This is a genomic window from Levilactobacillus fujinensis (genome assembly GCF_003946335.1).
GTDB classification, from domain to species: Bacteria; Bacillota; Bacilli; order Lactobacillales; family Lactobacillaceae; genus Levilactobacillus; species Levilactobacillus fujinensis.
This window is the reverse complement of the sequence record NZ_RHNX01000002.1, coordinates 48,058-71,819: the sequence shown is the minus strand read 5'-3', so window position 1 is coordinate 71,819 and position 23,762 is coordinate 48,058. Positions and strand designations below refer to the sequence as shown.

The following is a 23,762-nucleotide window of genomic DNA, read 5'->3' as shown; positions in this document are numbered from 1 at the left end:
TTAACTTACACTAATTACAAGATTTAGTTAAGTCGGTTCCACAGGATGAACGGAAATCATCAGTCAAATGTGGCAGGAGGAGTGAAGGATGTCAACATATTATGTCTCTAAACAGGGTGACGACCAAAACGTCGGGAATCAATCGACTCCGTTTTTAACTATCAATCATGCAGCACAGATAGCAAAAGCTGGAGATGCAATTATTGTTCATCAAGGAATTTATCGTGAGCAAATTGACCCTCGCCGATCCGGAACGGCAACACACCGGATTACCTATCGTGCGGCCGCCGGAGAGCACGTCACCATCAGTGGCGCCGAAGTTGTGACCGGCTGGCAACGCGTGGCACAGGGAGTTTGGCAAACGGTCATTGATAACCAGCTATTTGGAAAGTGTAATCCCTTTGCGCAACAGTTGCGCGGAGATTGGCTGGAACAGAGTAATGGCTGTCATACCGGTGATTTTTATGTCAACGGCCAGTCATTTTACGAAGCCAGTACGTTAGACGAGGTTTTGGCCGGTGTCAACCGGCAAGCGGTCACGGAGTACATTACCAACGTGACGGTACCTGATCCGCATGCTGAACGGACACAGTACTTATGGTTTGCGGAAGTCGGGAAAAACCAGACGACACTGATTGCGAACTTTCACGAGTTGCAACCAAATCAAGAATTAACAGAGATCAATGTTCGCCAGACCTGTTTTTACCCGTCGCGATTAGGGATTAATGATATCACGATTGCTGGGTTTGAAATTTGTCAGGCAGCGACGCCGTGGGCACCACCAACGACCGAGCAAGTTGGGATGGTCGGTCCCCACTGGGCCAAGGGCTGGGTGATTGAGGATAACAATCTACATGATGCCAAGTGTAGTGCAATCAGTATTGGCACACCGCAGCTCGGTGAAGAGAATGCATTTTCTAAGCATCACGATAAGCCAGGGTATCAATATCAGCTGGAAAAGGTATTCGAAGCGCAGCGCTTAGGGTGGAATCGAGAAACGGTCGGGTCACACTTGATCCGTAATAATGAGATTCATCATTGCGGTCAAGGCGGGATTATTGGTAATCTTGGAGGAATTTTCAGTGATATTCGTCATAACCACATCTATGAGATTGGTATGAAGTTTGAATTTAGTGGCTGGGAGATTTCGGCATTGAAACTACATGCGGGTATCGATACGGTCATCGAGGACAATCAAATTGATCACAACACGCTAGGGACTTGGCTAGATTGGCAAGCACAGGGGACACAGATCTTACGTAACTTGTATCATCACAACCTGCGTGACCTACTGATCGAGATGTGCCATGGACCGTTCTTGGTTGCAGAAAACATCTTCGCGTCAGCCCACGCAATTGATGAATTCTCTCAAGGTGGTGCGTTTATCAATAACCTGATTGTCGGTGAAACAATCATTGAAAATGTATTGAACCGCGCGACACCGTATCATCTTCCCCATAGTACGGCCATTAAGGGATACGCAATGGTTTATGGGAGTGACGATCGGTACTTGAATAATATTTTTATTGGAATGGCCGATCACTCACATACCAATGGTACCAAAGCTTATGATGGTAGTTCACTGTCCATGAAAGATTTTGTGCAGGCCGTTGAAGTCCGCTTGCCAGGAGATGTTGAGTTGTTTGAGACGGTTCGACAACCGGCCTATATCGACCATAATGTCTACCTACAGGGTGCCCAAGGGTTTACTAAGGAAGTCCATGCGTTTAAGGATGCTGATTTTGATGCCGACTTTGTTGTGAGCCAGTCAGGAAAGACGGTTAAGGTCAGTCTAAAAATGCCGCCGACCTTTCAAACTTTTTGCGGTCGAGTTCAAAGTACGGCAACCCTCAGTCAAACGCGACTGTCAGAAATGAGGTTCGAAAATCCAGATGGGAGTGCGTTACGACTGGCACACGACTACTTTGGTTGGCCGAATGACAAGGGTGGAGAGAACGTGCCCGGACCATTTAGTCAGTTACGTCCCGGCGACAACGAGATTGTCGTTTGGGAGAGTCCATTGGAATAATTAATTTAAAAATGTAAGCGAATTCAACGATAATTAAATAAACGAAACTAAGGTGACCGAAATGAGTAAAGAAGAACAAAGCGAACCAGCTTGGGTCGATTCCATTCCGGACGAGCGCCAACCTAAGGCTCCCATCAAAATTGGGATTGCGACTGGGCTAGGGGCACTCCTCTGGTTAGGCCCGTATCTCGGTGTGAACGCGGTCTTACTGCCAGCAAAAGTTGAACAGATTATGCCAAGTAATAAGGCTGCGGTTGTTGCTTTAATGGCTTCCGCCGCAATGATTGTTGCGACACTAGCTAATATTATTATTGGTGGTTTGTCTGACCTGACCCGTTCGAAATGGGGGCGCCGGACACCCTGGATAATTACCGGATCAATCGGTGGGTGTGTCATGTTGGTCGTCTTCAATATGGTGACATCCGTCACGGGGCTTGTAGTCTCGTGGTGTGTCTATCAAATCTTTTTAAATGCGATTGTTGCACCATTATTGGCTATTATTTCTGACCAAGTCGCGCCTAAACACCGGGGGACGATTTCTTCCATTTATGCCTTTGGGTACGTCATTGGTCAATACGGTGGTCAAATTGTCGGGGCACAGTTCTTAAAGTCGATTGGCACTGGGATCATCGTCATGGGTCTGTTGACCCTGTTAGCGGGACCAATCGCAGCCTTGATCGTCCGGGAACCTTCTAGTCATGCGATGCCTAAAAAGAGCTTTACCTGGAACATGTTCGTGCAAAACTTTATTTTTCCATTACATAATGCCCGGGATTTCTATCTCGCTCTCTTTGGGAAAATGTTTATCAACACGGCAACGTCAGCCATTATGGCCTATCAACTGTACATCTTGAGCGACTATATCCGGTTGAATACGAATGGTCAGCAACGCTATGTTTCCTTGATTTCAACGTTACTCATGATTACGGCAATTGTGATGTCGATTACAGCTGGTCCGATCTCCGATAAGATTAAGAGTCGGAAGATCCCTGTCTTTACCGCAGCCTTGTTAGTTGCGATTGGGGTCGCTATGCCTGCCATCTCTAACGCACCGTGGACCATGTTAGTTTATGGGGCCGTTGCTGGTTTGGGGATGGGAATTTTCTTCGCCGTTGACCAAGCTTTGAATTTGGAAGTTTTGCCCAATCCAGAGAATGCAGCAAAGGACTTAGGTATCTTGAATTTGGCCAACACGGGGTCACAGATTCTTGGACCAATTGTGGCTGCTGGCATTGTCACGGCTGCTGGTGGTAGCTATTACTGGATTTTCCCGATCTGTTCAGCACTAGCCTTAATTGGTGGCGTAATGGTTCTAATGATTAAAGATGTTAAGTAGACCGTTTTAAGAGTGAAAGGTGTGACGAAAAGTGAAAGCAACGCAGTATGAAACCACGCAGCAGGAAAAATTAGTCACGAAGCAACTAGCGACAACAACAGCCGTCAATCATAATCATTTAAACGTGGGAACAACGCAACAACAGGAAATCTGGGGATTCGGTCAGACGTTTAATGAACTTGGCGCCGTCGCATTACAGGGGGCACCAACTCAAGCCCGGGACGAAATTATGGATGACCTCTTTAAGCCGGGGGTGGGGATGAACTACAGTATTTGTCGGATCCCAGTGGGTGCTAGTGATTATGCCGTCAGTTGGTATAGCGCAGATGAAACACCGGCCGACTATGATTTAGTCGATTTCTCCATTGAACGAGATAAGAAGTATTTACTGCCTTACATCAAGGACGCCCTGAAGCGGAATGCCGATTTGAAATTCTCCGCATCACCATGGAGTCCGCCAACTTGGATGAAGACGAAACCGGTCTATAACTATGGCGTCTTAAAGCATGATGCGAAGACACAGCAAGCCTATGCAAACTACTTTGCAAAGTTTATTCGGGCATACGATGCGGAAGGTGTCCACATCAGCGAACTGTACGTTCAAAACGAGCCACAGCGGAATCAAAAATTTCCTTCCTGCTACTGGACAGGTGAAGAACTCCGCGACTTTATTAAGAACTACTTGGGACCGACCTTTGCCAAGCTAGGGTTGAAGACCGACATTTGGTTAGGGACGATCAACTCACCACTAGAGGATACGGAAATGACCGCGGATACGACGACGGACTATCCCGTTATTACGGAGACCGTATTGAGTGACCCGGAAGCCTACCAGTATATCAAGGGCGTCACCTATCAGTGGGCCGGTAAGTCAGTACTTCAGCGAACGGTGCAATCCTTCCCTGAACTCAATTACCTGCAATCGGAAAGTGAATGTGGGAATGGTCAGAATACGTGGACGTATGCGGAATACGTTTTCAATTTATATCGACACTACTTCAATAATGGCGTTAACGGTTACCTGTACTGGAATTCTGTACTGAATGCTGGTGGTGAGAGTAGCTGGGGCTGGCAACAGAACAGCTTGATCTCAATCGATGCGGAGTCTGGTGCAATTACTTATAATCCGGAATATTACGTCATGAAGCATTATGCCCACTTTGTTAAGCCGGGGGCACACATGTTGACTTACGATGGCCATTTGTCAGGGGAATCAATTGCCTTTGAGAATCCGGACGGTCAAGTGGTTGTGGTCATGTCAAATAGCATGAATAGTGGTCGCGACATTACGCTGGAAGTAAAGGGCGAAATCTTCACGGCAGCGGTTCAGGCGCATTCGTTTAATACATTTGTCATTGAATAACACACAAAAGAGTCTGGGGCACCTCCCAGGCTCTTTTGTTATTCAAGTTTAGATCATCGAAACGTGTGCCAAAAGGCAATCAATTCCGCTTAAAATTGAGAATCAAACAATCCAAAATCAGGATTACTCAGTTATCGGTCTTAATGCTCACCGGGTAACCGCCTTTTATCCCACTCTCTTTGTGTTCTCAACGATTATTAGCTAAGGCCGAAAGTTCCCAAACACCTATTATGACGGTTTTAACGACAATATGATGACTAAGATTAGGCAACTTAGTTTGGTCATCGCATTGCCGGCCAGTTGTTTAGTTGAGTCAATTTGCCGATGTGCCGGACCGTTTAGTGAATCTTGTCGTTCGGCGTATAATGGAACCAAATTATTGAGGAGGGTCGATGCCCATGCGAGTCAACGTTTTACAACATACGCCCGATGAAGGCCCCGGTGCCATTCGGGACTGGGCACACGCTAAGCGTCACACGATGTTTGTCTATCATCCGGCACAATTTGGTAAGTTGCCAACTGCGGCCGAAACGGATCTACTGGTCATTTTAGGGGGACCAATCAGTCCCAACGATGACTTACCGTGGATTGCTGCAGAACGGGAGCTGATTGGACAGCTATTGGCCGCACATACGCCAATTTTTGGTGCATGTTTCGGTGCGCAACAGGTGACCAAACAGTTAGGGTATGTGGTAGGAAAGTCACCGGCCAAAGAGGTTGGCTGGGCACCCGTTATCCGCCAGAGCAATGTGATCCCGGGGTTGCCAGACCAGCTGACCGTTTTGCATTGGCATGAGGATATGTTTGAAATTCCGGCTGACGCGCAATTGCTATTTTCCAGCGCGCGCGTTCGGAATCAGGGTTATCTGTACAGTGATAACGTTATTGGTCTTCAGTTCCATCTGGAACCCCTGGCCGACAACGTCCGTGAAATGGTTGTGAACGATGGGGACTACATTGCTGGATCCGTACTCGGGCAACCGGCGGCGAAAATTCTCGCGACGCCGGTTCCATTAGAGAATCAGCTGGTCCTCTTTCAACTATTGAATTTTATTACTGAAGCGAATTAGAGAGGGCGGACAAAAGAGCTAGAACCTGGGGTTTTGTCCCAGGTTTTTAATTTGAAATTAAAGATGAGCTGAAGGTTGAAAGTTACAAAACACACATTATGACCGTTGTCACAATGATACTGGGTCTAAAATTAGGCAACGTTGTCCAACCATCGCCTTACCGGCCGGCAGATATGGGATGGAACGGTGCGAACACAACTTGAAGCCTCGAAAATACCGAGGCCCCAAGCTTGGTTTTCTACTAAGCCAGTGGGAAAAATCACCCACTGACTAAGTAGAACGACGTGCCTGAGCCCATATCTGCCGACCTCTCGGCTGACGTAGTTGGTCTGAGGCAATGTAGTTCAGTCGCCGCCTTAACGGTTGGCAGATATGAGTTGGGACTAGAACCAATGACGATATTAGGTGCGGGTTTAGCTAAGAAGCGTCAATCAGTTTTTAGGATTAACGGTTCAAGTGGCATACTGTTATGGTATAATCATTTTCGAAGTTAAATGGTTGGCCGTCGACGGGGACTTTCGGCGGGCCCGTTACTTCAGAGGAGGAGTTTTTTATGGTGAAACACAGAGGCTTTTTTGTGATGGCAACCTTGGGCTTAGCATTATTCAGTGGGGTAGCGGCAACGACCACTACGGCGAGTGCTAAGAAGAGTAGCAAGCCAAGTTTGGTCATGATTACCAGCCAGACCAATTCGTCGACGTCACGAGGCACCCAGCAGTTGGTGACCAATCGAGACGTTAAGGCCTTGGTCATGACCGATGTGAACACGCAGAGTGCGGAGACGGTCGTCATTCCAAAGAACACGGCACTGACGGTTTTGCAGAAGCAAGCGGGCGGTGACGTCGTTAAGGTTGCCGGTAGTGAGCAACAGTTATTCGTCACTATTCCGGCGCAGGTCACCTACAGTAACCGGGCCATCAAACTGACTAAGGCTGACTACAAACGATTGGTCAAACAGTCTAAGGCATGGGCTGGAAAATTAAGTGCGAAGCAGGTCAAGGTCGTGGGTGACTATACGGGTGACGCTTACGAACAGATGAATGCCGCTTTGCGGAACCCAAATAAGCAGGCTAGCAAGAAGACACAGCGACGGGTGCAGTCATTGCAGACTAGTTTGAAGTCTTTCAAACTGACGAAACCATTGACTGTTTACCGCGGAACCTCAACGGTCGGTCTGAAGCTATCATTGGGTAAGAAGGCTGTTAAGCCGGGTGCCATTTACCAAGATGCCGCCTTTTCTTCAACGAGTCTGAACACGACGATTGCCAAGAGTTTTGCCAGCAAGGTTATCTTAAAAATCAACTTACCAGGTGGTTATTACGGGGCCTACATCGATCCGATTTCAAGCAATAAGGGGGAAAAGGAATATCTGTTGACCCCCGGAGCAAAGCTGGTCGTAACCAAAATTCAGACGGTCAAGGCCCATACCACGACACATCTGTACGTCAAGATCAAAAAGCACGCAACCAACCATACAGAACATGAAAATTACACGTATCAATTAGTGACGATGAATTTAATGCAGTAACTGACCGAGACGTTCTGACACCAATCATGGTGCTGACAGAACGTCTTTTTTAGTGTGTGGGCACTCACTTTTTTAAGAAAAGCTATTGCAATCTGAAAGAATGGTGTTATATTAAAGTCGGTAAGTGAGTAATCACTCCGACCATAAAAGTAATTGAGCAATTACTTAATTTTTACCGGCAAGGAGAGAGTAATCTTGCGAAAAATTAGCTATCGTACCCTTCAAGATGATGTGGTGACAAGCCATGAGCAAGAGTATCGTTTATCGCTGGATTTTGATTGGCAGGTATCTGGCAAGCTGTGGCAACGACGGATTGTTCGGTTATTAGCCAAGACCATCAGCGTTGTTTATTGCCACTGGACAGTGACTTTCAAGAACGCCTGGCGATTAAAGGCAAGTGGGCAGCAGGGCTACGTGCTATACGGGAATCATACACAGCCGACGGGGGATGTTTTAATGCCGTATTACTTGGGTGATTACCATTGGTTCAATGTCTTAGCTAGTCCGGCCAATCTGGGAATTCCGGTGATTGGCCCCTTGACTTGTCTCGGCGGTGCGCTACCAACGCCACAGAGTCTTCGACAGATGCGCGTGTTCAACTCGACCGTCACGGAAAAATTGCGGGCGGGGGAATGGGTGGTCATTTATCCTGAAGAGCACGTTTGGCCGTATTATACCGGGATTCGACCATTTAACTTTAGTGCCTTTCACTTTCCAATTGCGGCGCACGTCCCAGCCTACTGTTTAACGACGACCTATCGTAAACGGTGGTGGTGTCGGCGGCCCAAGCGAATTGCTTACGTTGATGGGCCATTTGAGCCGGATCGGAGCCTGTCCGCTAAGCAGCAACAACATCAGCTGGCCAATCAGATTCAAGCGTGCATGACGAAGCGTACGGCCATGAGCAACGCAACTTATATCGATTATGAGGAGGAATAAGTGGTGAATATTCTTTATTGTGGAGATACCAATATGAAACGGGGGTTGTTGATCTCAATCCTGTCGCTAACGAGGCAGGTCAAGGAGCCACTGAACATCTATATTCTGACGGCGTTTATGCAAAATGGTGATCAAAAATACTATCCGTTAAGCCAGCAGACAGCAACGGAGCTTGACGTATTAGTTCAGACAACCAATCCCGAAAATCATGTGACACTGATTGACGTGACAGCCTTAGTTGCAACAGCCCCGCCAACGGCTAACTTGGACACGATTTTTACACCGTGTTGCATGCTCCGACTGTACGCCGATCAGGTTACCGAGCTGCCCGCCAAACTTTTATATTTAGATACCGACGTAATCTGCCGCTTGAATTGTCAGCCATTCTATCATCAAAATCTGACGGGACTCGAACTGGCTGGGGCCCTAGATCACTATGGTCGCTGGTTCTTTCATCAGAATTGGGACCGTTTCGATTATTTGAATTCTGGGATTCTGCTGCTCAACTTGGCTGAAATCAGACGTACCGGACTCTTTGCCCGTTGTCGGGTGATGTGCCAAACGCAACGGATGTTCATGCCGGATCAGTCGGCCCTTAATAAGTTAGTCACCCATAAGCGGTTACTGCCACGACGATACAACGAGCAACGGCGGCTACAAGGCAATACGGTCTTTCAACATTTCACGACAAGTTTCCGCTTCTTTCCTTGGTTGCATACGCTGACGGTCAAACCATGGCAGGTCGACGAAATGCACAGTAAATTAAAATTACATGAATACGATGACATTCTAAATGACTATCAAAAACTAATTGTTACCTTATAAGGAGGACTTTATGATGACCCAACCTATTCCAATTTTCTTTTCAATCAATGATGCCTATGCACCGTTTCTTTCTGTGGCAATTACCTCAATTGTTGCCCACGCAACACCGGAGAACCAGTACGAGCTAAACGTTTTGTATGATGATCTGAGTCCGGAAAATCAGGAACGGTTGGGAAGTTTAGCGACCGCCAATGTGGCAATTCACTTTGTACCGATGACCGATCGCCTGAGTGCGCTACAGGGTGAACACATGAAGTTACGTGGTGATACCTTTACGTTGACCATCTATTTTCGGCTATTCATTGCAGCCATGTTTCCGCAATACGACCAGGCAATTTACCTGGACGCAGATGTTGTGACCACGACGGATATCGCCAACTTATTTCATTATGAGTTGGGGACGAACTTGGTGGGCGCTGTCGCAGATACCTTTGCAGCGGATAACCCTCAGAGTATTCAGTACGTGGAGCAGCATTTACAGTTACCAATCGCCGATTACTTCAATTCCGGCGTGATGCTAATGAACTTACGGCAAATGCGCGCGGAACGGTTCAATGAAACATTCAGTCATCTACTGACTGCCTATCACGTTGAATTTATCGCGCCTGACCAAGACTACTTGAACTTGTTGTGCCGGAATCGCGTGTTGCAATTGGACCAAGCTTGGAACGTGATGCCAACAACTCAGGCACGGGTCCAGGACCCAAAGATTCTTCACTACAGTTTGTTCGGCAAACCTTGGCATTACAGTGACGCCCAGAACGGTAGCTATTTCTGGGAACTGGCACCAAAATCACCATACTATGATGAAATTAAGGCGATTCAAAAAGCTTACACGGATCAGCAGCGTGAGCAGGACCACACGACGGAACAGGGACTCTTAGGGCAACTCGAGAAGTTTTCACAACTCAGCAGTGATGACGTCCAGCAGATTCGAACAGAATTGGAGTGAGCACTATGATTATTGGTGGTATGAAGGAAAAAGTTGTGGCCAACATTGAACGGGACGCGGTGGCCGGCAATCTGAATGCTAAAGTCGAAGTTAATGATCCGGTCTTCACTAAAACTGAGCAAAAGACCGTTATCCAACAATATCTCCACCAGGATGGGACATGGCGTTACCGCATGAATAATCATGTGTCACGACGTGTAGCAAGTTTAGCAACCCGGTACTTCAACCGCCGAACTACTTTTGAAGGGGTTGCTAATCTCAAAGGGATTACCGGTGGCGCCATTATTACCAGTAATCACTTCAACCCACTGGATAACACGGTCGTTCGTCGGTTGGTGCAGCGAACGAGCAAAAAGCGACTGTACATTGTTAGTCGCGACACTAATTTAGAAATGGGGGGCTTCATCGGCTACCTCATGCGCTACTACGATACGATTCCCATCAGTGACGATAAGGAGTATGCTGGCCGCGTCTTTCCCCAATTGGTCGAAAAGGTGTTGACCGCAAAGCAATATCTCTTGATTTATCCCGAACAGGAAATGTGGTTCAACTACCGTAAGCCGCGGCCAGGTAAGCGAGGCGCTTATTACTACGCGGCAAAGTTCCAGGTACCTATCATCTCCTGCTTCGTGGAAATCGTGGACTTGCCGCAGGTGGACAATGCCGAATTTGACCAGACCCGTTACGTAATGCACGTGCTCAAGCCAATCTATCCGGATCCCAATAAGTCGGTACGGGATAACAGCCGCGCCATGATGGCCATCGATTACCAACAGAAGAAGGCAGCTTATGAGGAAGCTTATGGGAAGTCGTTAACGTATCGGTTTGAACCGGACGATGTTGCTGGTTGGCGGGGTGAACGCCTGCCGGTTGGCGTTGAAGAAGGGAAGACGGTATGATATGAACCGTTGTTCGGTGGCCAACACCTGAAGGGCCATCTTACTTGGACAAACATGACAGGTTTTTATGAGGTTTCGGCCTTTGGCGGTATAATTACGTTAGACGACGAATTCAAGTATTACCTTATAGAAGAAAAAGTGAGTGGAGCGACGATTGATGAAGAAGAGTGACCAGCAGCGGCAGAATATTATTGACGTGGGCCGCGAGTTATTTGCGGAAAAAGGCTACGCGGAGACATCTACCCGGATGATCAATGAGCAAGCGGGTATCGCGGAAGGGTTATTGTACTACTATTTTCCCAAGGGTAAACGGCAGTTGCTGGACACCATCGTCCACGAAGGAATCGTTGTCCGGAAAAATATGGCAGAAATCCAATTGCAAGGTTGGCGGTCAGATAACCTGGAGGAACGTGTCGTGAACTTGTTCAACACCTTCTGGAAATCGTTCAACAATGATGCTGGTTATCAGTCCTTTCTGATTACGATTAGGGAACGAACACTGCTATCCGACGAACAATCGCAATGGCTAATTAGCACAATTGCCGGTGTTGAGAAGCGGATTGCAGTGGCCCTTCGAGAAGTTGACCCACGACCTGAACGCCAGGAACGACTGGCAGATATTGCGCAGCTGATCATGTCCATTTTTCAACGAACGGTCTATGATGAATTGCTGATTCGCGATAGTCGCAACCCGGCGGCAATGAACCGGGAGGATATTCGCCGTGAAATTCGACTCGTGTTGGCGTTAGTTTAAAAAGTGAAGAGAGTGGGAGTAGAGTCAGCTGTCACTTTCGCATAAGTTTCAGCAATATAGATTGGGAGCCGCGACAGTTGTCAGGGCGCCCTTTTTTTACTCCCTATTTTCCAGATGGTTTAGCTTGCTGTTCATTTGTGAAAACGCTACCATACAAATATAGATACACGGCACGTAGAAAGGGTGAGTGGCATGATAAGTAACTGTCCGGGAACACCGAAGATTGATCAAGTATTTCTTCTTTACCGGTAAAGGGAGTGTGGACAAGCACACGATTGCAGTCAGTTCGGTGGCTCAGTTGGTCGATCAGGATTATCGTGTGGTCCTAATCAACGGACCCGGGCAGCAATTTGCGGGACCTTTTCTGACGAATCGACATCGATCAATTGCAACTGTGCCGAGCCAGGATGTGGCTAACTTCAATCCGAATACAACTATAGATTATCGCGAGCACGTGATAGGCTGATATGAAAATTAGTGTGAAAAAGGTTACAAAAAGCTTTGGTTGCGAATTCGAACTGAAAGCGCTATCATTCAAATAGACATGGTCCGTGATTAATGAGCCGGTGGACAGTTTGAAAGCACGTGATCGGTTGCAAATCGGTCCGGAGTTGAGGAGGAGCAAGATGACGCAGATTAAGATTTACGAAGGCACGTCTAGCTGTGCGACTGGTCAAATGGAAAGTGGACTGGTGGCCGATCTGGCCCGTATCTCCATGGCAACACGTACACTGAATCAACGAGAAGATGTGCAACTGGTACGTTATGACCTGATGCAGGACGGTAGCCAGTTCATTTGTGATCAGCGTGTGGCCGATTTGATTGCGGCTAAGGGTGGTGCGGCATTGCCAATCACGATGGTGGATAACGAAATCGTCAAACAGGGGCGGTACCCAACGACACCAGAATTGACGCGTTATTGCGATGGGACTTCGGTGACATTATAAGTCATCAATATAAACGCTGAAGTTCAGGCTGAAAGCGGTAAGGCATCACTTATGACTGTTGTCACAACGATGCTGGGCCTAAAATTAGACAGCGGCAACCGGTTATTGCCTTACCGATCGACGGAGTTAGTCTGAGGCAACATGGATTATGCGTCTAGAAACGTTATTGGGTTATACTTAAACCTTGGTACATCAAAAAGGAGTCTGGGAAAAAGCCCCAGACTCCTTTGGTATCTTCGAATTTACATTGCTGAAACGGGGGACAAGAGGCAACTGACTCCGCTTAAGACTGCTAACTGAAGGTTGAAAGTCCCAAAACACAGATTATGACTGTTGTCACAACGATACTGGGTCTAAAATTAGGCAACGTTGTCCATCCATCGCCTTACCAGCCGGCAGATATGGGCTGGAAACGGTGCGAACACAACTTGAAGCCTCGAAAGCACCGAGTCTACAAGCTTGGTTTTCTACTAAGCCAGCAGGAAATCCACCCACCGACTAAGTAGAACGACGCGCCTGAGCCCATATCTGCCGACCTCTCGGCTGACATCGTGGGACGACCTGGGAGACTGGGAGACGCCTGAGCTTGGCGGCTTTCAGGCGAGCCGGAAGCCCGTCCTTTGGCCGAAGGCGTTCCCCACAGCAAGCGGAATCCCTGACGGCCGGAGTGCGGCTGTTTTCACTAATTTAGCCGTGACATTTTCTACTCTCATTCCTATGACGACTTATTTTTGTTTAGCCGCGGTTTGAATCTGCTTGCTAAGTTGTGCCTTGACGGTACCATAGTAGCCGGCACTGTAAAGACCGCCGTCAACGGGCACATCGATCCCAGTGACGTAGGAAGAATCCTTGCTGGCCAAGAACAGGGCGGCACCAGCTAATTCACTGGTTTTACCGGAGTGGCCGAGTAACGTCATTTGGCCCATGACATCTTGACCGTGAGCTCGCTCCAAAATGGCCTTGGTCATGTTCGTCCCGCCAATGAATCCTGGTTCGATAACGTTGCTCCGGATTCCCCAGTCAGCGTAAGAGTAGGCCGCGTTCTTGGAATGGCCCACTTGGAAGTAGAGTAAGCCGTCGAAGGCGTCCCGTACATGCCACCGAGGGAAGAAATGTTAATGATCGCCCCTTCGCCAGAAACCTTTAGCAATGGGGCACAGGTTTCAATCCCCATCATTGGGCCAGTAACGTTAACGGCCATAATGTCGTTCCACTTGTCGATGTCGACGTTTGGAAAGGCGGTTGCGGCGTTGGTGCCAGCGTTGTTGACCAAAATGTCCAGGCCACCGTAAGTCTCTTGGGCCACCTTGACGGCGTTATCCCAGTTTGATTGTTCGGTGACCTCGAGGTGAACGAAGCTGGCTTCACCACCCTGAGACTTGATGTCGTTAGCGATGGTTGTCCCGAGTTCTTCTTTACGACCGCCGATTAAAACTTTAGCGCCTTCAGTAGCATACAGTCGGGCGATAGCTTCACCAATGCCGCTAGTAGCGCCGGTAACTAAAGCAACCTTGTTTTCTAATCTCATGATAACGTCTTCTTTCAGTGTAGGACTTAACAGGTGAGTGATTGATTACTCACCTACCTGGCTACACTATACAGCGGACCATTTTAAATGTCAAAATATTTTAGAAAAAGGATTTAAGGCTGAAAATAACGTCGGGTAGATATGAATCTTACCGTATGGTTTAAGGGTGATTGGCCGCCTTGATCACGGTCAAAAATAAATTGATTAATAGGGAATAGTGGTTAACAGGTTGTGCTATTGTGGTTGCACCCCTATACTTAATCTATACAAGGAGGCAAGCGAACAATGAAAATATTACGACAGCTAAAGCTGGTACTGGTCCTCGCACTGGCAATCGGAGGAATTACGAGCGGGGTGACTCCTGTGGCAGCAAGTCAATCGACTAAAGCAATCGTGCTCAAGACGACTAAGGTGTCAGCAACGGCCTATCATGCAACTAAGGGGAAAATTTACCACGACACGACCCTGACTAAGGTGGCCCACAACGCTAAGAACTATCCGCGAACGACGTTATACGTCACCAAACACGCGACGATTCGCAAGGCGAACCATCAACGGGCCATTTACTACTACATAGGTAAAGGAAAAGTGAAAGGCTGGATTTGGCATGGCTATTTAAAAGCGGGGAAACCGGCTAAAAAGGGAACATCAGTCGCCAAATCAGCCGCTAAGGCGACCTTTGATGCGACTAAGATGTCCCAGAACTTTTTAGTCATTGTCAATCAGGAACGCGCGAAGTTAGGCGTGGCGCCATTGACCATGAATGACAAGCTGACTAATCTGGCCAACCAACGGGCAAAGGATAATGCTGATAGCAATACACTCTCACATACTGATGCGCAGGGGAACGCCATGTTTGAAAAGGAAGCAGATCAGTTTGGTGTTGGCGACTGGTCGACCTGGTCGGAGTGTCTCTATATGTCCGGTTACAATTCCTTAGGATTTAACTTTGGCAAGGACGCTGCCGATGGCTATTTATATGATGATGCGGATTCCGATTGGGGGCACCGTTTGAACTTGATTAGTCCGACGACTACCCAGATTGGGATTGGCTGGTACGTGAAAGCAAAGACCAGTACCGTTTACAATGCAATTGATCAGACAAACTAAATTGCTCAGAGTGGAACATAAGGCGGTTAGTTTGCGAGCATTAACGTAGTAGCAGGGATTATGCCTGATTCTGGCATAATTTTTGCTGCCGGGTTAAGCGCAACAAACTGCTTTAAGTCCCACGTTTCGGCACCCTAGTGGCGTAAATAAAAGTTGCTCCTTTCAGAATTATTGGGTTCTGAAAGAAGCAACTTTTTGAGTTATGTCCCCCACAGTAACTTCATGAAGCTAAACATTAAAATACTGAACAATTAATTGGGCAATTGTGCTAGCATGGGTTTCCAACGCAAAGTGACCAGAGTCGAGCAGGTCGACCTCAGTATTTGGGTCGTCACGTTTGAAGGCTTCCGCCCCTGGGAAGATAAATGAAGGATCGTTTTTTCCCCAAACGGCAAGGAGTTGCGGCTGATATGTTCGTAGGTAGGCTTGAAATTCCGAATAAAGTTTGATGTTATTTTGATAGTCGAAGATAAGATCTAACTGCCGTTCAGTATAACCTGGGGCATGTGTATAGGCGATGTCCAATGTATAACCGTCGGGACTGACTTGACCAGGCAATGTTCCTGTCAGATATTGGTTCTTGATGGTCGCCGGCGCAAAGGCGGTGCGATAGCTAGCACGCTTTTCAGGTGTCGGGTGATTCCAGAAGTCTTGTCGGTCGGCCCACTTTGGCCCCAGACCCTCTTGATAGATATTTCCATTTTGGCTAATGATGCCCTTAATCCAGTCTGGGTGTTGCGCAGCAATGCGAAAGCCGATAGGTGCGCCGTAGTCGAACACATAGAAGTATGCAGGAGTTAAGTTTAGTTTTGTCACGAATGCCGCCATGATTTCCGTGAGGTGGTCAAAGGTGTAGGCAAATTGACGACGGTCAGGGGCGCTGGATTGGCCGAATCCGGGGTAGTCCGGCGCAATTAGATGGAAGTGCTTTTCAAGGCGTGGCATGAGGTCACGGAACATGTGACTGGCTGAGGGAAATCCATGGAATAGAACTAGTGTGGGCAGGTCTGGTTGGCCAGCTTCACGGTAGAAAATTGATAAGTCTTGAATTTTTGTGGTGTGATAACTAATCATGATAATTCCTCCCGAATTTTTTGATTATTGGATGTTAATAACTTGGTCATTGGCGCCTTTTGGTCACCCAGCAGATCAGTGGTCGTTTGACCAAAGACCATCAGACAGTCATTGGCGGATTGGAGAAAGGCGGCACTAGTGGCTGATAGACTAATCAGTGTTGCCCGCCCCTGTGGTGTCAACGTGACCAGTTGCTTGGCGGCCAAGGTCTTGACCATCCGGGAAATGCTGGAACGCTCGTAACCAAGCCGACGACTGAGCTGTTGAATCGTTAAGGGATTGCTGTCTTCCAATGTCATCATAATATAGGCGTAAGCCGGTTTCATCCCCGTTGGCGCATAGATTTTATCAGCTAGTTGTTCGATAGAACGCATATAGCGTGCCGCGGTGAAATAGGCACAGGTCTGTGTAAAATGATGAGTCATTTGATCACCTCCATCTTTACTGTGTATATACACGATAAACCATTAAAAAAAATAAGCAAGCATCTGTTGACAAAATGTTTATGTGAGTCTATACTCACTTTATCAGGTAAGTAATTACTCACTTACCTACCGAAAAAATGTTTTGGGAGGCATTATTATGACAAATGCAGTTATTGAGCTCGATCACCTTGCGAAAAAATTTGGTGACGAGACGGTTTTAAAGGATATTAACATGAGTTTGAACAAAGGCGAAATCATTGGTCTGATTGGACCATCTGGGGCCGGTAAGTCGACCGTCATCAAAGTTGCGTTGGGGATGGAAGTTGCTAGTGGGGGCTCCGCTAAAGTCTTCGATACGGTTATGCCTAATCGACAGTTGCTAGGTCGAATCGGCTACATGGTGCAGACTGATGCCCTGTACGACACTTTGTCAGGTCGAGAAAATTTGAAATTTTATGGCATCATGAAGGGGATTTCCAAGCAAGAGATGACAAAGGAAGTTGACCATGCCGCTAAGGTCGTTGATTTAACGGGGGACTTAGACAAGCGGGTCTCCGGTTACTCTGGTGGGATGATGCGGCGGTTATCGTTGGCCATCGCCTTACTGGGAAATCCAGAACTACTCATCTTGGATGAACCCACCGTTGGGATCGATCCCGCATTGCGGCGACAGATTTGGAAAGAATTAGGTAGCATTCGGGATGAGGGTCGTAGCATCTTAATTACGACCCACGTGATGGATGAGGCCGAGTTGTGTGACCGGGTGGCGCTACTGTTGGGCGGCAAGGTTATGGCATTTGATAAACCAGCAGCGTTGGAAGCACAATACCAAGTTAATACGATTGAAGACGTATTCTTAAAGGCGGAGGGTGTTGAATAATGAGAACAATAGCAATTATGAATCGGGTTCTAAAGGAACTCTTCCGGGATAAGCGGACGTTGGCTTTGATGTTTGTTGCGCCAATTCTAGTGATGTTATTGATGAGTGTTATTTTCAACACCAATTCGACGACTAATGTGAATGTTGGAACGGTCTCCGTTACCCAGAAATTAAATAAGGAAATGGGGAACATCAAGCACGTTAATGTTAAGTCTTATGATACCAAGAGTGCTGCGAAGAAAGCGTTGAATAACGAGAAAATTGATGCCATCATTAAGAAAAATGGCAACAATTATAGTTTAACGTACGCAAACACTGACTCTAGCAAGACAGCAGCAGTTAAGTTGGCCTTCAAGAATGGACTGACTGCGACGAGTATTAGTCAATTGAAGTCAGCATTGAAGAAGAGCACAACGGGCATGGTTAAGTTGCAGGCACAGCTGCAAGCTATGCAGAAGCAACAAGCCGCTGCGAGTGCTACGACCAACTCAGCTGCCGCTGCAGCCGCCGCAAAGCAAGCTACTGCCACAAAGTCAACGTCGACTAACAATGCGACGAAGAGTACTAGTCAGAGCACACCAAAGATTACGAACCATTACGTCTATGGTGATAAGGACACGGGTTACTTTGCTAAAATGCTACCAATCTTGATGGGCTTCTTCGTCTTCTTCTTCGTCTTCCTGATTTCTGGGATGGCACTGCTAAAGGAACGGACGACGGGAACCTTGGATCGGTTGTTAGCGACGCCGGTTAAGCGATCCTCCATCGTCTTTGGTTACATGTTGAGCTATGGTATCTTAGCCGTTATTCAAACGATTGTAATTGTTTTGACGACCGTGTGGTTACTGGGAATCGAAGTGGTTGGAAATATGGCAAGCGTTGTGGTTATCAACCTGATTCTAGCCTTGGTCGCCCTCGCCTTCGGGATTCTACTCTCAACATTTGCTAACTCTGAATTCCAAATGATGCAATTTATCCCACTGGTTATCATTCCTCAAGTCTTCTTCTCCGGGATTATCCCGTTGGACTCTATGGCCAACTGGGTCAGTGATATTTCCTACATCATTCCACTGAAATACTCTGGAGATGCCGTGAACGCTATTATCATGCGGGGGTCATCGATTTTTGACGAAGGGTGGAACATTCTGGTGCTCTTAGTCTTCTTGGTAATCCTGACCTTCCTCAATATTATTGGATTGAAGCGATATCGAAAAGTTTAACCTGAAATTAAATCAGATTGTCCACGAGACCGTGTATAATGGTTATACGTTTGAAATGAGCAAAAATTAATTTAGGATAGAAAGGGTGAGTGGTGTGGAGCCAAATATCTTCAGCAATTACCGAGAATGGCTAAATCGAGAAAAAATGCCAAAGGGTAAAAAGGCGGCGTTGGTGGCCGCCATGGAGCTCTTCTCCGAAACCGGTTTTGATGGCACGTCGACTGTTCAAGTGGCTGAAAAGGCAGGCATCAGCCAGGCAACGATCTTTAAGTACTTTCACACGAAACAGGACCTCCTGTTAGCAATCGTGAAGCCGGTCATGCAACACCTCTTCCCAGCATACCGTGATGATTTTTTCCACGGCATCAGTGCATGTGAAACCTTGCCAGAAATGGTGAGCTTCATCGTCACGGACCGTTATCACTTTATCAAAGGTAATGAAGAAGCCGTTAAAATCTTGGCTACGGAAATGCTGACTAATGCAGAAATGCGGCAACTGTTTGGAAAATTAGTAGTGACTAATAACTTCAATTTTCTCGGTGAGCTCATGAATAACTTTCGGCGAACGGGCCAGTTACGCGACGATATTGATGCTGCAGGGATGATTCGTATTCTTGCTGGGCAGTTAATGGTGTATGTGGTTCAAGCAAATTTTGCCCCCGACATCGTTAAAGGTGAGGAAGAAGACCTGCAAATCATTACGGAACAAGTCGTGCGGACAATCAGTAAGTAAAAATGGTGGTGTGTCCACCTACAAATAGTTATGCCTGGAAAGCCCAGTGATTGTATAAGCTGGTTTGACGGGTATAGCTATTTTTTTGTGGAATGACCTGAGAGATACCTGATCTTGGTGACTTGCAGACAGGTCGGAAACCGTCCGTTGACTGGCGATATTCCTCGCGACAAGCGGAATCCTTGGCAGTTGGCGGGCGGCTATCGGTACTAATTTAGTGATGGCAATCCCGATTGTCGTAAGCGGAATGCGAATAATTGGGGGCTCAAATTTGAAGAGTAAATATTAATGAAATAAGTTTATTAATTAGTAAGTTATGCGGATGAATTTTTCAATTTACCTTTGCCACGACGAACTGGGGTGGTGTACACTGTTAATTAGCATCTTTAAAACGCTTTCAAGGAGGTCATCGACCGTGAAAAAATATCGTTGGCAAGCCATTTCACTGGTACTGGTCGCATTTATGTTAGGCTGTAATGAATTTATGGTGGTCGGAGTGATCTCGGATATTGCCCATTCGTTGAACGTTACGGTCGCTGCGGCGGGCTATCTCGTAACCATGTTTGCCATCGTCTATGCCATCAGTACGCCAGTGATTACGGTACTAACCAATCGGTTTGGCCGTTACCCACTGTTAATGACGCTTATGGTAATTTTTTTGATTGGCAACACGTGGAGTGGGTTTGCCAGCAATTACTGGATGTTCCTAGCATCACGGCTGATTACGGCGGCCGTGGCGGGGTCAATCGAAGCTATGATCATTGTTTTTGCCAACGATATTGCCCCGCGCCAGAAGCGGGCGATGCTGATTTCGTGGATTGCGGCCGGTTTTAGTGTGGCCTCCGTGGTGGGGGTCCCTGTGGGTGCAGCCATCAGCGCCGCAACCAGCTGGCACGTGACCTTCCATTTGATCTCGGTATTGAGCCTGATAACGTGTCTGATTTTAGGCCGGCTGTTACCGAAGAATGTGCAGCATGTTTCTGGGAGCATTAAGGATCAGCTGGTCTTGTTGACGGACCGGCGGATTTATTTGGGTGCGGTGTTGGTCTTGTTTTCGGCGGCGACGTTGTATGCGTACTACACGTATATTCGACCATTACTGACAACCCAGTTAGGTTTCGACTTAAAAACGATGACGCTGATGTTGTCATTACTGGGAGTTATGGATATTGTCGGTAACCGGTTATCCGGAACGATTGCTGGGAGAAGTGGTGTCCGCACGCTACCGTGGGCTTACTTGGCACAGATTGGATTGTTCTTGGTTATGCCGTTTGCATTGACCGCAAGATGGCCCGGTTACACAGTTTTGCTCGTGTTGATGTTGATCATCCCAATCATCAATTCGCCGATTCAGGTCCATTTCTTGGATGTGGCCGAAGCAGATTATCCACAGGCAACGGCCTTTGCTTCCTCACTCAATGCCATTTTTTATAATGTTGGCATCTCATTGGGATCGGCCACGGCTGCGGGTTCACTGACACACTTTGGCCTCAGAAACCTTGGTTGGGGCAGTCTGTTGTTTGCTGTGATCGCACTTGTCTTGACGATTCTATTGAACCGGGCGATTGCGGCGCATCGACGCGTTAAGGCGCTTGATTAGTTAAAAAAGGAGGCAATGACAATGACCAAATACCGCTGGCAGGCTAGTGCATTGGTATTAGTTGCATTTATGTTAGGTTGCAATGAATTTATGGTGGTCGGGGTAATCTCAGATATCGCCAGTTCACTACACGTTACGGTCGCTACAGCGGGGTATTTGGTGACACTGTACGCGATTGCCTATGCTGCGGGAACGCCCGTGATTACCATCTTGACCAATCGCTTTGGTCGTTACCCACTGTTGATGGTCTTGATGGTCATCTTCTTGATTGGGAATACCTGGAGTGGATTTGCTGGTAGTTACGGTACCTTTGTTATTTCACGACTGCTTTCAGCCTTGGTCGCGGGTTCGATTGAGGCAATGATTATTGTTTTTGCCAATGCAATCGCGCCGCGCAATAAGCGAGCGATGTTGATTTCCTGGCTGGCAGCCGGCTTCAGCATTGCGGCTGTCGTGGGGGTACCCGTGGGGACGGCCATCAGTACGGCTTACAGTTGGCACGCGGCATTCCACATGATTTCCATTTTGAGCCTACTGACCTGTATTGTGTTGGCGATTAGTTTGCCCCGCGGTATGAAACACGTATCCGGTGGTATTAAAGATCAACTCGTTTTACTGACAGACCGTCGCGTTTATTTGGGCGCTGTTCTGGTCTTGTTCTCGGCCGCTGCGATGTACGCCTTTTATACTTACATTCGCCCGCTATTGACGACGGGATTGGGCTTTAGTCTGCAAGCCTTGAATTGGTTACTCGTGGTCATCGGTATCATGAGTATTTTAGGCAATCGGCTGTCCGGAACCGTTGCGGAGCGTCACGGACTAAAGACGATGCCCAAATTTTACGTTGCGGACATTATCTTATTTTTGCTCATGCCATTAGCGCTGACTAACGCGTGGACCGGGTACGCGTTACTACTGGTATTGATGTTGATTATCTCGGTGGTCAACTCCCCGATTCAGGTCCACTTTCTGGACGTTGCAGAGGAAGACTATCCGACGGCCACGGCGTTTGCATCGTCACTAAATGCCATCTTCTTTAACATTGGTATCTCACTAGGGTCGGCGACAGCTGCTGTGAGTCTGAGTCACTTGGGACTGCGGCAATTAGGCTGGGGTGGGCTACTATTTGCTGGATTAGCACTCATTACAGCGGTCATTTTAAATCGGGCGATTGCTGTGCACCATGAAGAAAACGCTCTCGAAAATTAATTTCACTTTGGAGACGATTACATGAGCCTTCCCCCTGATAATTTAGGTCGAGATAGTGTACTCTGGTAAGTAGAAGACTATAGGAAATCCGGAGGAACAGAAACCGTGAACAAGTATCGTTGGCAAGCCATTGTGTTTGTGTTAGTGGCCTTTATGTTGGGCTGCAATGAATTTATCGTTGTTGGGGTCCTCTCCGACATTGCAAAGGAATATCAAATTGCGCAGGCAACCGTTGGCTATTTAGTCACGATATTTGCCACGGTGTATGCTGTTAGCACACCGTTCATTACCATTTTGACCAATCGTTTTAGTCGCTACAAGACGCTAATGACGTTAATGGTGATCTTCTTGATTGGGAATACGTTGAGTGGGTTTGCTATGAACTATGGCGTTCTGCTCCTATCGCGGATCATCACGGCGGTTGTGGCCGGGGCGATCATTTCCCTGATCATGACGTTCGCGAGTACCATCGCACCACGAGAGAAGCGGGCAGGGCTGGTTTCATGGATTTTCGCGGGATTCAGCATTGCATCGGTCTTCGGTGTGCCAATTGGGACGGCTATCAGTACGGCCTATAGTTGGCACGATGCCTTCTTCCTGATTTCAGGGGTCAGCGCAATCACCTGCGTCCTGTTAGGTTGGCTATTGCCGCGTCACGTGGAGCAGGTTCAAGGTAGCATTAAGAAGCAGTTGGTCCTGTTAAAGGATCGCCGCATTTACGTGGGCATTGCCTTGGTTCTGTTTACTGCGGCTACCATGTACGCTTACTACACTTACATTCGTCCCTTGTTGACGACTGCTTTAGGGTTCAGTACAACGAGTCTGAACTGGTTGTTATTTGTCATTGGGATTATGAGTATCATCAGCAACCGGTTATCCGGTATGCTGGCGGAACGAGATGGGTTACGCATCATGCCACGATTCTATGTCGCCGATGTCATTCTGTTAGCCCTGATGCCGCTGGCTTTGGGTAGTAAAATTAGTGGGTTGGCCGTTATTTTAATCTTGACGTTGATCGTGACAATTTTAAACTCGCCAATTCAGATTCACTTTCTGAACATTGCCGAGGCGGATTACCCGCAATCGGCTGTGTTGGCGTCATCGCTTAATTCAATCTTCTTTAACTTTGGCATTTCTCTGGGGTCAGCGACGGCTTCGGGGATGTTGGGAACGGTTGGTTTGAACCATATCAGTTGGGGTGCCGCAGTATACGCTGCCATTTCATTGGTCCTAGCCGTTATTTTGAATCGCGTCATTAAAGATCACCGGGCCAAGCAATTAGCAACGGATTAGTTCACAACTAAAACCTCCTGCGTTAAGCTGAAATTAGTAAAACGCAGG

The 23,762-nt window shown here is 47.5% G+C and carries 21 protein-coding genes and 1 pseudogene; 19 read left to right on the top strand and 3 right to left on the bottom strand.

All coding sequences use genetic code 11. The features are described from left to right. Positions 1–88: 88 nt before the first annotated feature. The 12 genes from EKM89_RS01160 to EKM89_RS01105 all read left to right on the top strand — a co-directional run bounded on the left by EKM89_RS01160 (position 89) and on the right by EKM89_RS01105 (position 12,642). A complete protein-coding gene (locus tag EKM89_RS01160; RefSeq protein WP_125685326.1) occupies positions 89–2,029 on the top strand; it encodes a DUF1565 domain-containing protein in 1,941 nt (646 codons plus the stop codon). Between the two features lie 61 nt (positions 2,030–2,090). Next, a complete protein-coding gene (locus tag EKM89_RS01155; protein ID WP_125685325.1) occupies positions 2,091–3,365 on the top strand; it encodes an MFS transporter in 1,275 nt (424 codons plus the stop codon). 31 nt (positions 3,366–3,396) lie between these two features. Then, positions 3,397–4,728 (top strand): glycoside hydrolase family 30 protein, encoded by a 1,332-nt coding sequence (locus EKM89_RS01150; RefSeq protein WP_125685324.1) that lies wholly within the window; start codon positions 3,397–3,399, stop codon positions 4,726–4,728. A gap of 398 nt (positions 4,729–5,126) precedes the next feature. Further along, the gene (locus EKM89_RS01145) at positions 5,127–5,798 is read left to right on the top strand and encodes a type 1 glutamine amidotransferase (protein WP_125685323.1); all 672 of its coding nucleotides are present in this window, start codon (positions 5,127–5,129) and stop codon (positions 5,796–5,798) included. Between the two features lie 553 nt (positions 5,799–6,351). Next, complete coding sequence (locus tag EKM89_RS01140; protein ID WP_125685322.1) at positions 6,352–7,326, top strand: ADP-ribosyltransferase; 975 nt, start codon at positions 6,352–6,354, stop codon at positions 7,324–7,326. Positions 7,327–7,521: 195 nt separating this feature from the next. Then, on the top strand, positions 7,522–8,265 hold the full coding sequence (locus tag EKM89_RS01135; protein WP_164510464.1) for a lysophospholipid acyltransferase family protein: 744 nt from the start codon (positions 7,522–7,524) through the stop codon (positions 8,263–8,265). Positions 8,266–8,268: 3 nt separating this feature from the next. Continuing rightward, on the top strand, positions 8,269–9,090 hold the full coding sequence (locus tag EKM89_RS01130; protein ID WP_125685320.1) for a glycosyltransferase family 8 protein: 822 nt from the start codon (positions 8,269–8,271) through the stop codon (positions 9,088–9,090). Between the two features lie 10 nt (positions 9,091–9,100). Next, the gene (locus EKM89_RS01125; protein WP_125685319.1) at positions 9,101–10,042 is read left to right on the top strand and encodes a glycosyltransferase family 8 protein; all 942 of its coding nucleotides are present in this window, start codon (positions 9,101–9,103) and stop codon (positions 10,040–10,042) included. 5 nt (positions 10,043–10,047) lie between these two features. Beyond that, the gene (locus EKM89_RS01120; RefSeq protein WP_125685318.1) at positions 10,048–10,941 is read left to right on the top strand and encodes a lysophospholipid acyltransferase family protein; all 894 of its coding nucleotides are present in this window, start codon (positions 10,048–10,050) and stop codon (positions 10,939–10,941) included. A 157-nt stretch (positions 10,942–11,098) separates the two neighbouring features. Next, positions 11,099–11,695, top strand: a complete 597-nt coding sequence (locus EKM89_RS01115; RefSeq protein ID WP_125685317.1) for a TetR/AcrR family transcriptional regulator — start codon at positions 11,099–11,101, stop codon at positions 11,693–11,695. Between the two features lie 223 nt (positions 11,696–11,918). Next, complete coding sequence (locus tag EKM89_RS01110; protein WP_125685316.1) at positions 11,919–12,161, top strand: hypothetical protein; 243 nt, start codon at positions 11,919–11,921, stop codon at positions 12,159–12,161. A 160-nt stretch (positions 12,162–12,321) separates the two neighbouring features. Then, positions 12,322–12,642, top strand: coding sequence for an arsenic metallochaperone ArsD family protein (locus tag EKM89_RS01105; protein WP_125685315.1), 321 nt, complete (start codon positions 12,322–12,324; stop codon positions 12,640–12,642). A gap of 725 nt (positions 12,643–13,367) precedes the next feature. Here EKM89_RS01105 and EKM89_RS01090 read toward each other — a convergent pair. Beyond that, positions 13,368–14,170: pseudogene (locus tag EKM89_RS01090) on the bottom strand (SDR family NAD(P)-dependent oxidoreductase). Between the two features lie 285 nt (positions 14,171–14,455). On the opposite strand from EKM89_RS01090, the gene EKM89_RS01085 reads away from it, so the two are divergent. Beyond that, positions 14,456–15,280, top strand: a complete 825-nt coding sequence (locus EKM89_RS01085) for a CAP domain-containing protein (protein WP_125685311.1) — start codon at positions 14,456–14,458, stop codon at positions 15,278–15,280. A 228-nt stretch (positions 15,281–15,508) separates the two neighbouring features. Here EKM89_RS01085 and EKM89_RS01080 read toward each other — a convergent pair whose 3' ends face one another. Both EKM89_RS01080 and EKM89_RS01075 read right to left on the bottom strand, forming a co-directional pair. Further along, positions 15,509–16,354: an alpha/beta fold hydrolase gene (locus EKM89_RS01080; RefSeq protein WP_125685310.1), complete on the bottom strand. Its 846-nt coding sequence runs from the start codon at positions 16,352–16,354 to the stop codon at positions 15,509–15,511. Continuing rightward, positions 16,351–16,779, bottom strand: a complete 429-nt coding sequence (locus EKM89_RS01075) for a MarR family winged helix-turn-helix transcriptional regulator (protein WP_125685309.1) — start codon at positions 16,777–16,779, stop codon at positions 16,351–16,353. Before EKM89_RS01075 ends, EKM89_RS01080 begins: the two co-directional genes overlap by 4 nt. A 157-nt stretch (positions 16,780–16,936) precedes the next feature. Between EKM89_RS01075 and EKM89_RS01070 the strand changes: the two genes are divergently transcribed. The 6 genes from EKM89_RS01070 to EKM89_RS01045 all read left to right on the top strand — a co-directional run bounded on the left by EKM89_RS01070 (position 16,937) and on the right by EKM89_RS01045 (position 23,714). Next, on the top strand, positions 16,937–17,659 hold the full coding sequence (locus tag EKM89_RS01070; RefSeq protein WP_125685308.1) for an ABC transporter ATP-binding protein: 723 nt from the start codon (positions 16,937–16,939) through the stop codon (positions 17,657–17,659). Further along, entirely contained in the window at positions 17,659–18,879 is a 1,221-nt protein-coding gene (locus tag EKM89_RS01065) for an ABC transporter permease (RefSeq protein ID WP_125685307.1), read from the top strand. The genes EKM89_RS01070 and EKM89_RS01065 overlap by 1 nt, the downstream gene beginning before the upstream one ends. 85 nt (positions 18,880–18,964) lie before the next feature. Further along, positions 18,965–19,612, top strand: a complete 648-nt coding sequence (locus EKM89_RS01060; protein WP_225421786.1) for a TetR/AcrR family transcriptional regulator — start codon at positions 18,965–18,967, stop codon at positions 19,610–19,612. A gap of 316 nt (positions 19,613–19,928) precedes the next feature. Further along, positions 19,929–21,212, top strand: coding sequence for an MFS transporter (locus EKM89_RS01055; protein ID WP_318530988.1), 1,284 nt, complete (start codon positions 19,929–19,931; stop codon positions 21,210–21,212). Between the two features lie 21 nt (positions 21,213–21,233). Then, complete coding sequence (locus EKM89_RS01050; RefSeq protein WP_125685305.1) at positions 21,234–22,421, top strand: MFS transporter; 1,188 nt, start codon at positions 21,234–21,236, stop codon at positions 22,419–22,421. Positions 22,422–22,526: 105 nt separating this feature from the next. Continuing rightward, on the top strand, positions 22,527–23,714 hold the full coding sequence (locus EKM89_RS01045; protein ID WP_125685304.1) for an MFS transporter: 1,188 nt from the start codon (positions 22,527–22,529) through the stop codon (positions 23,712–23,714). The last annotated feature ends 48 nt before the right edge of the window (positions 23,715–23,762 follow it).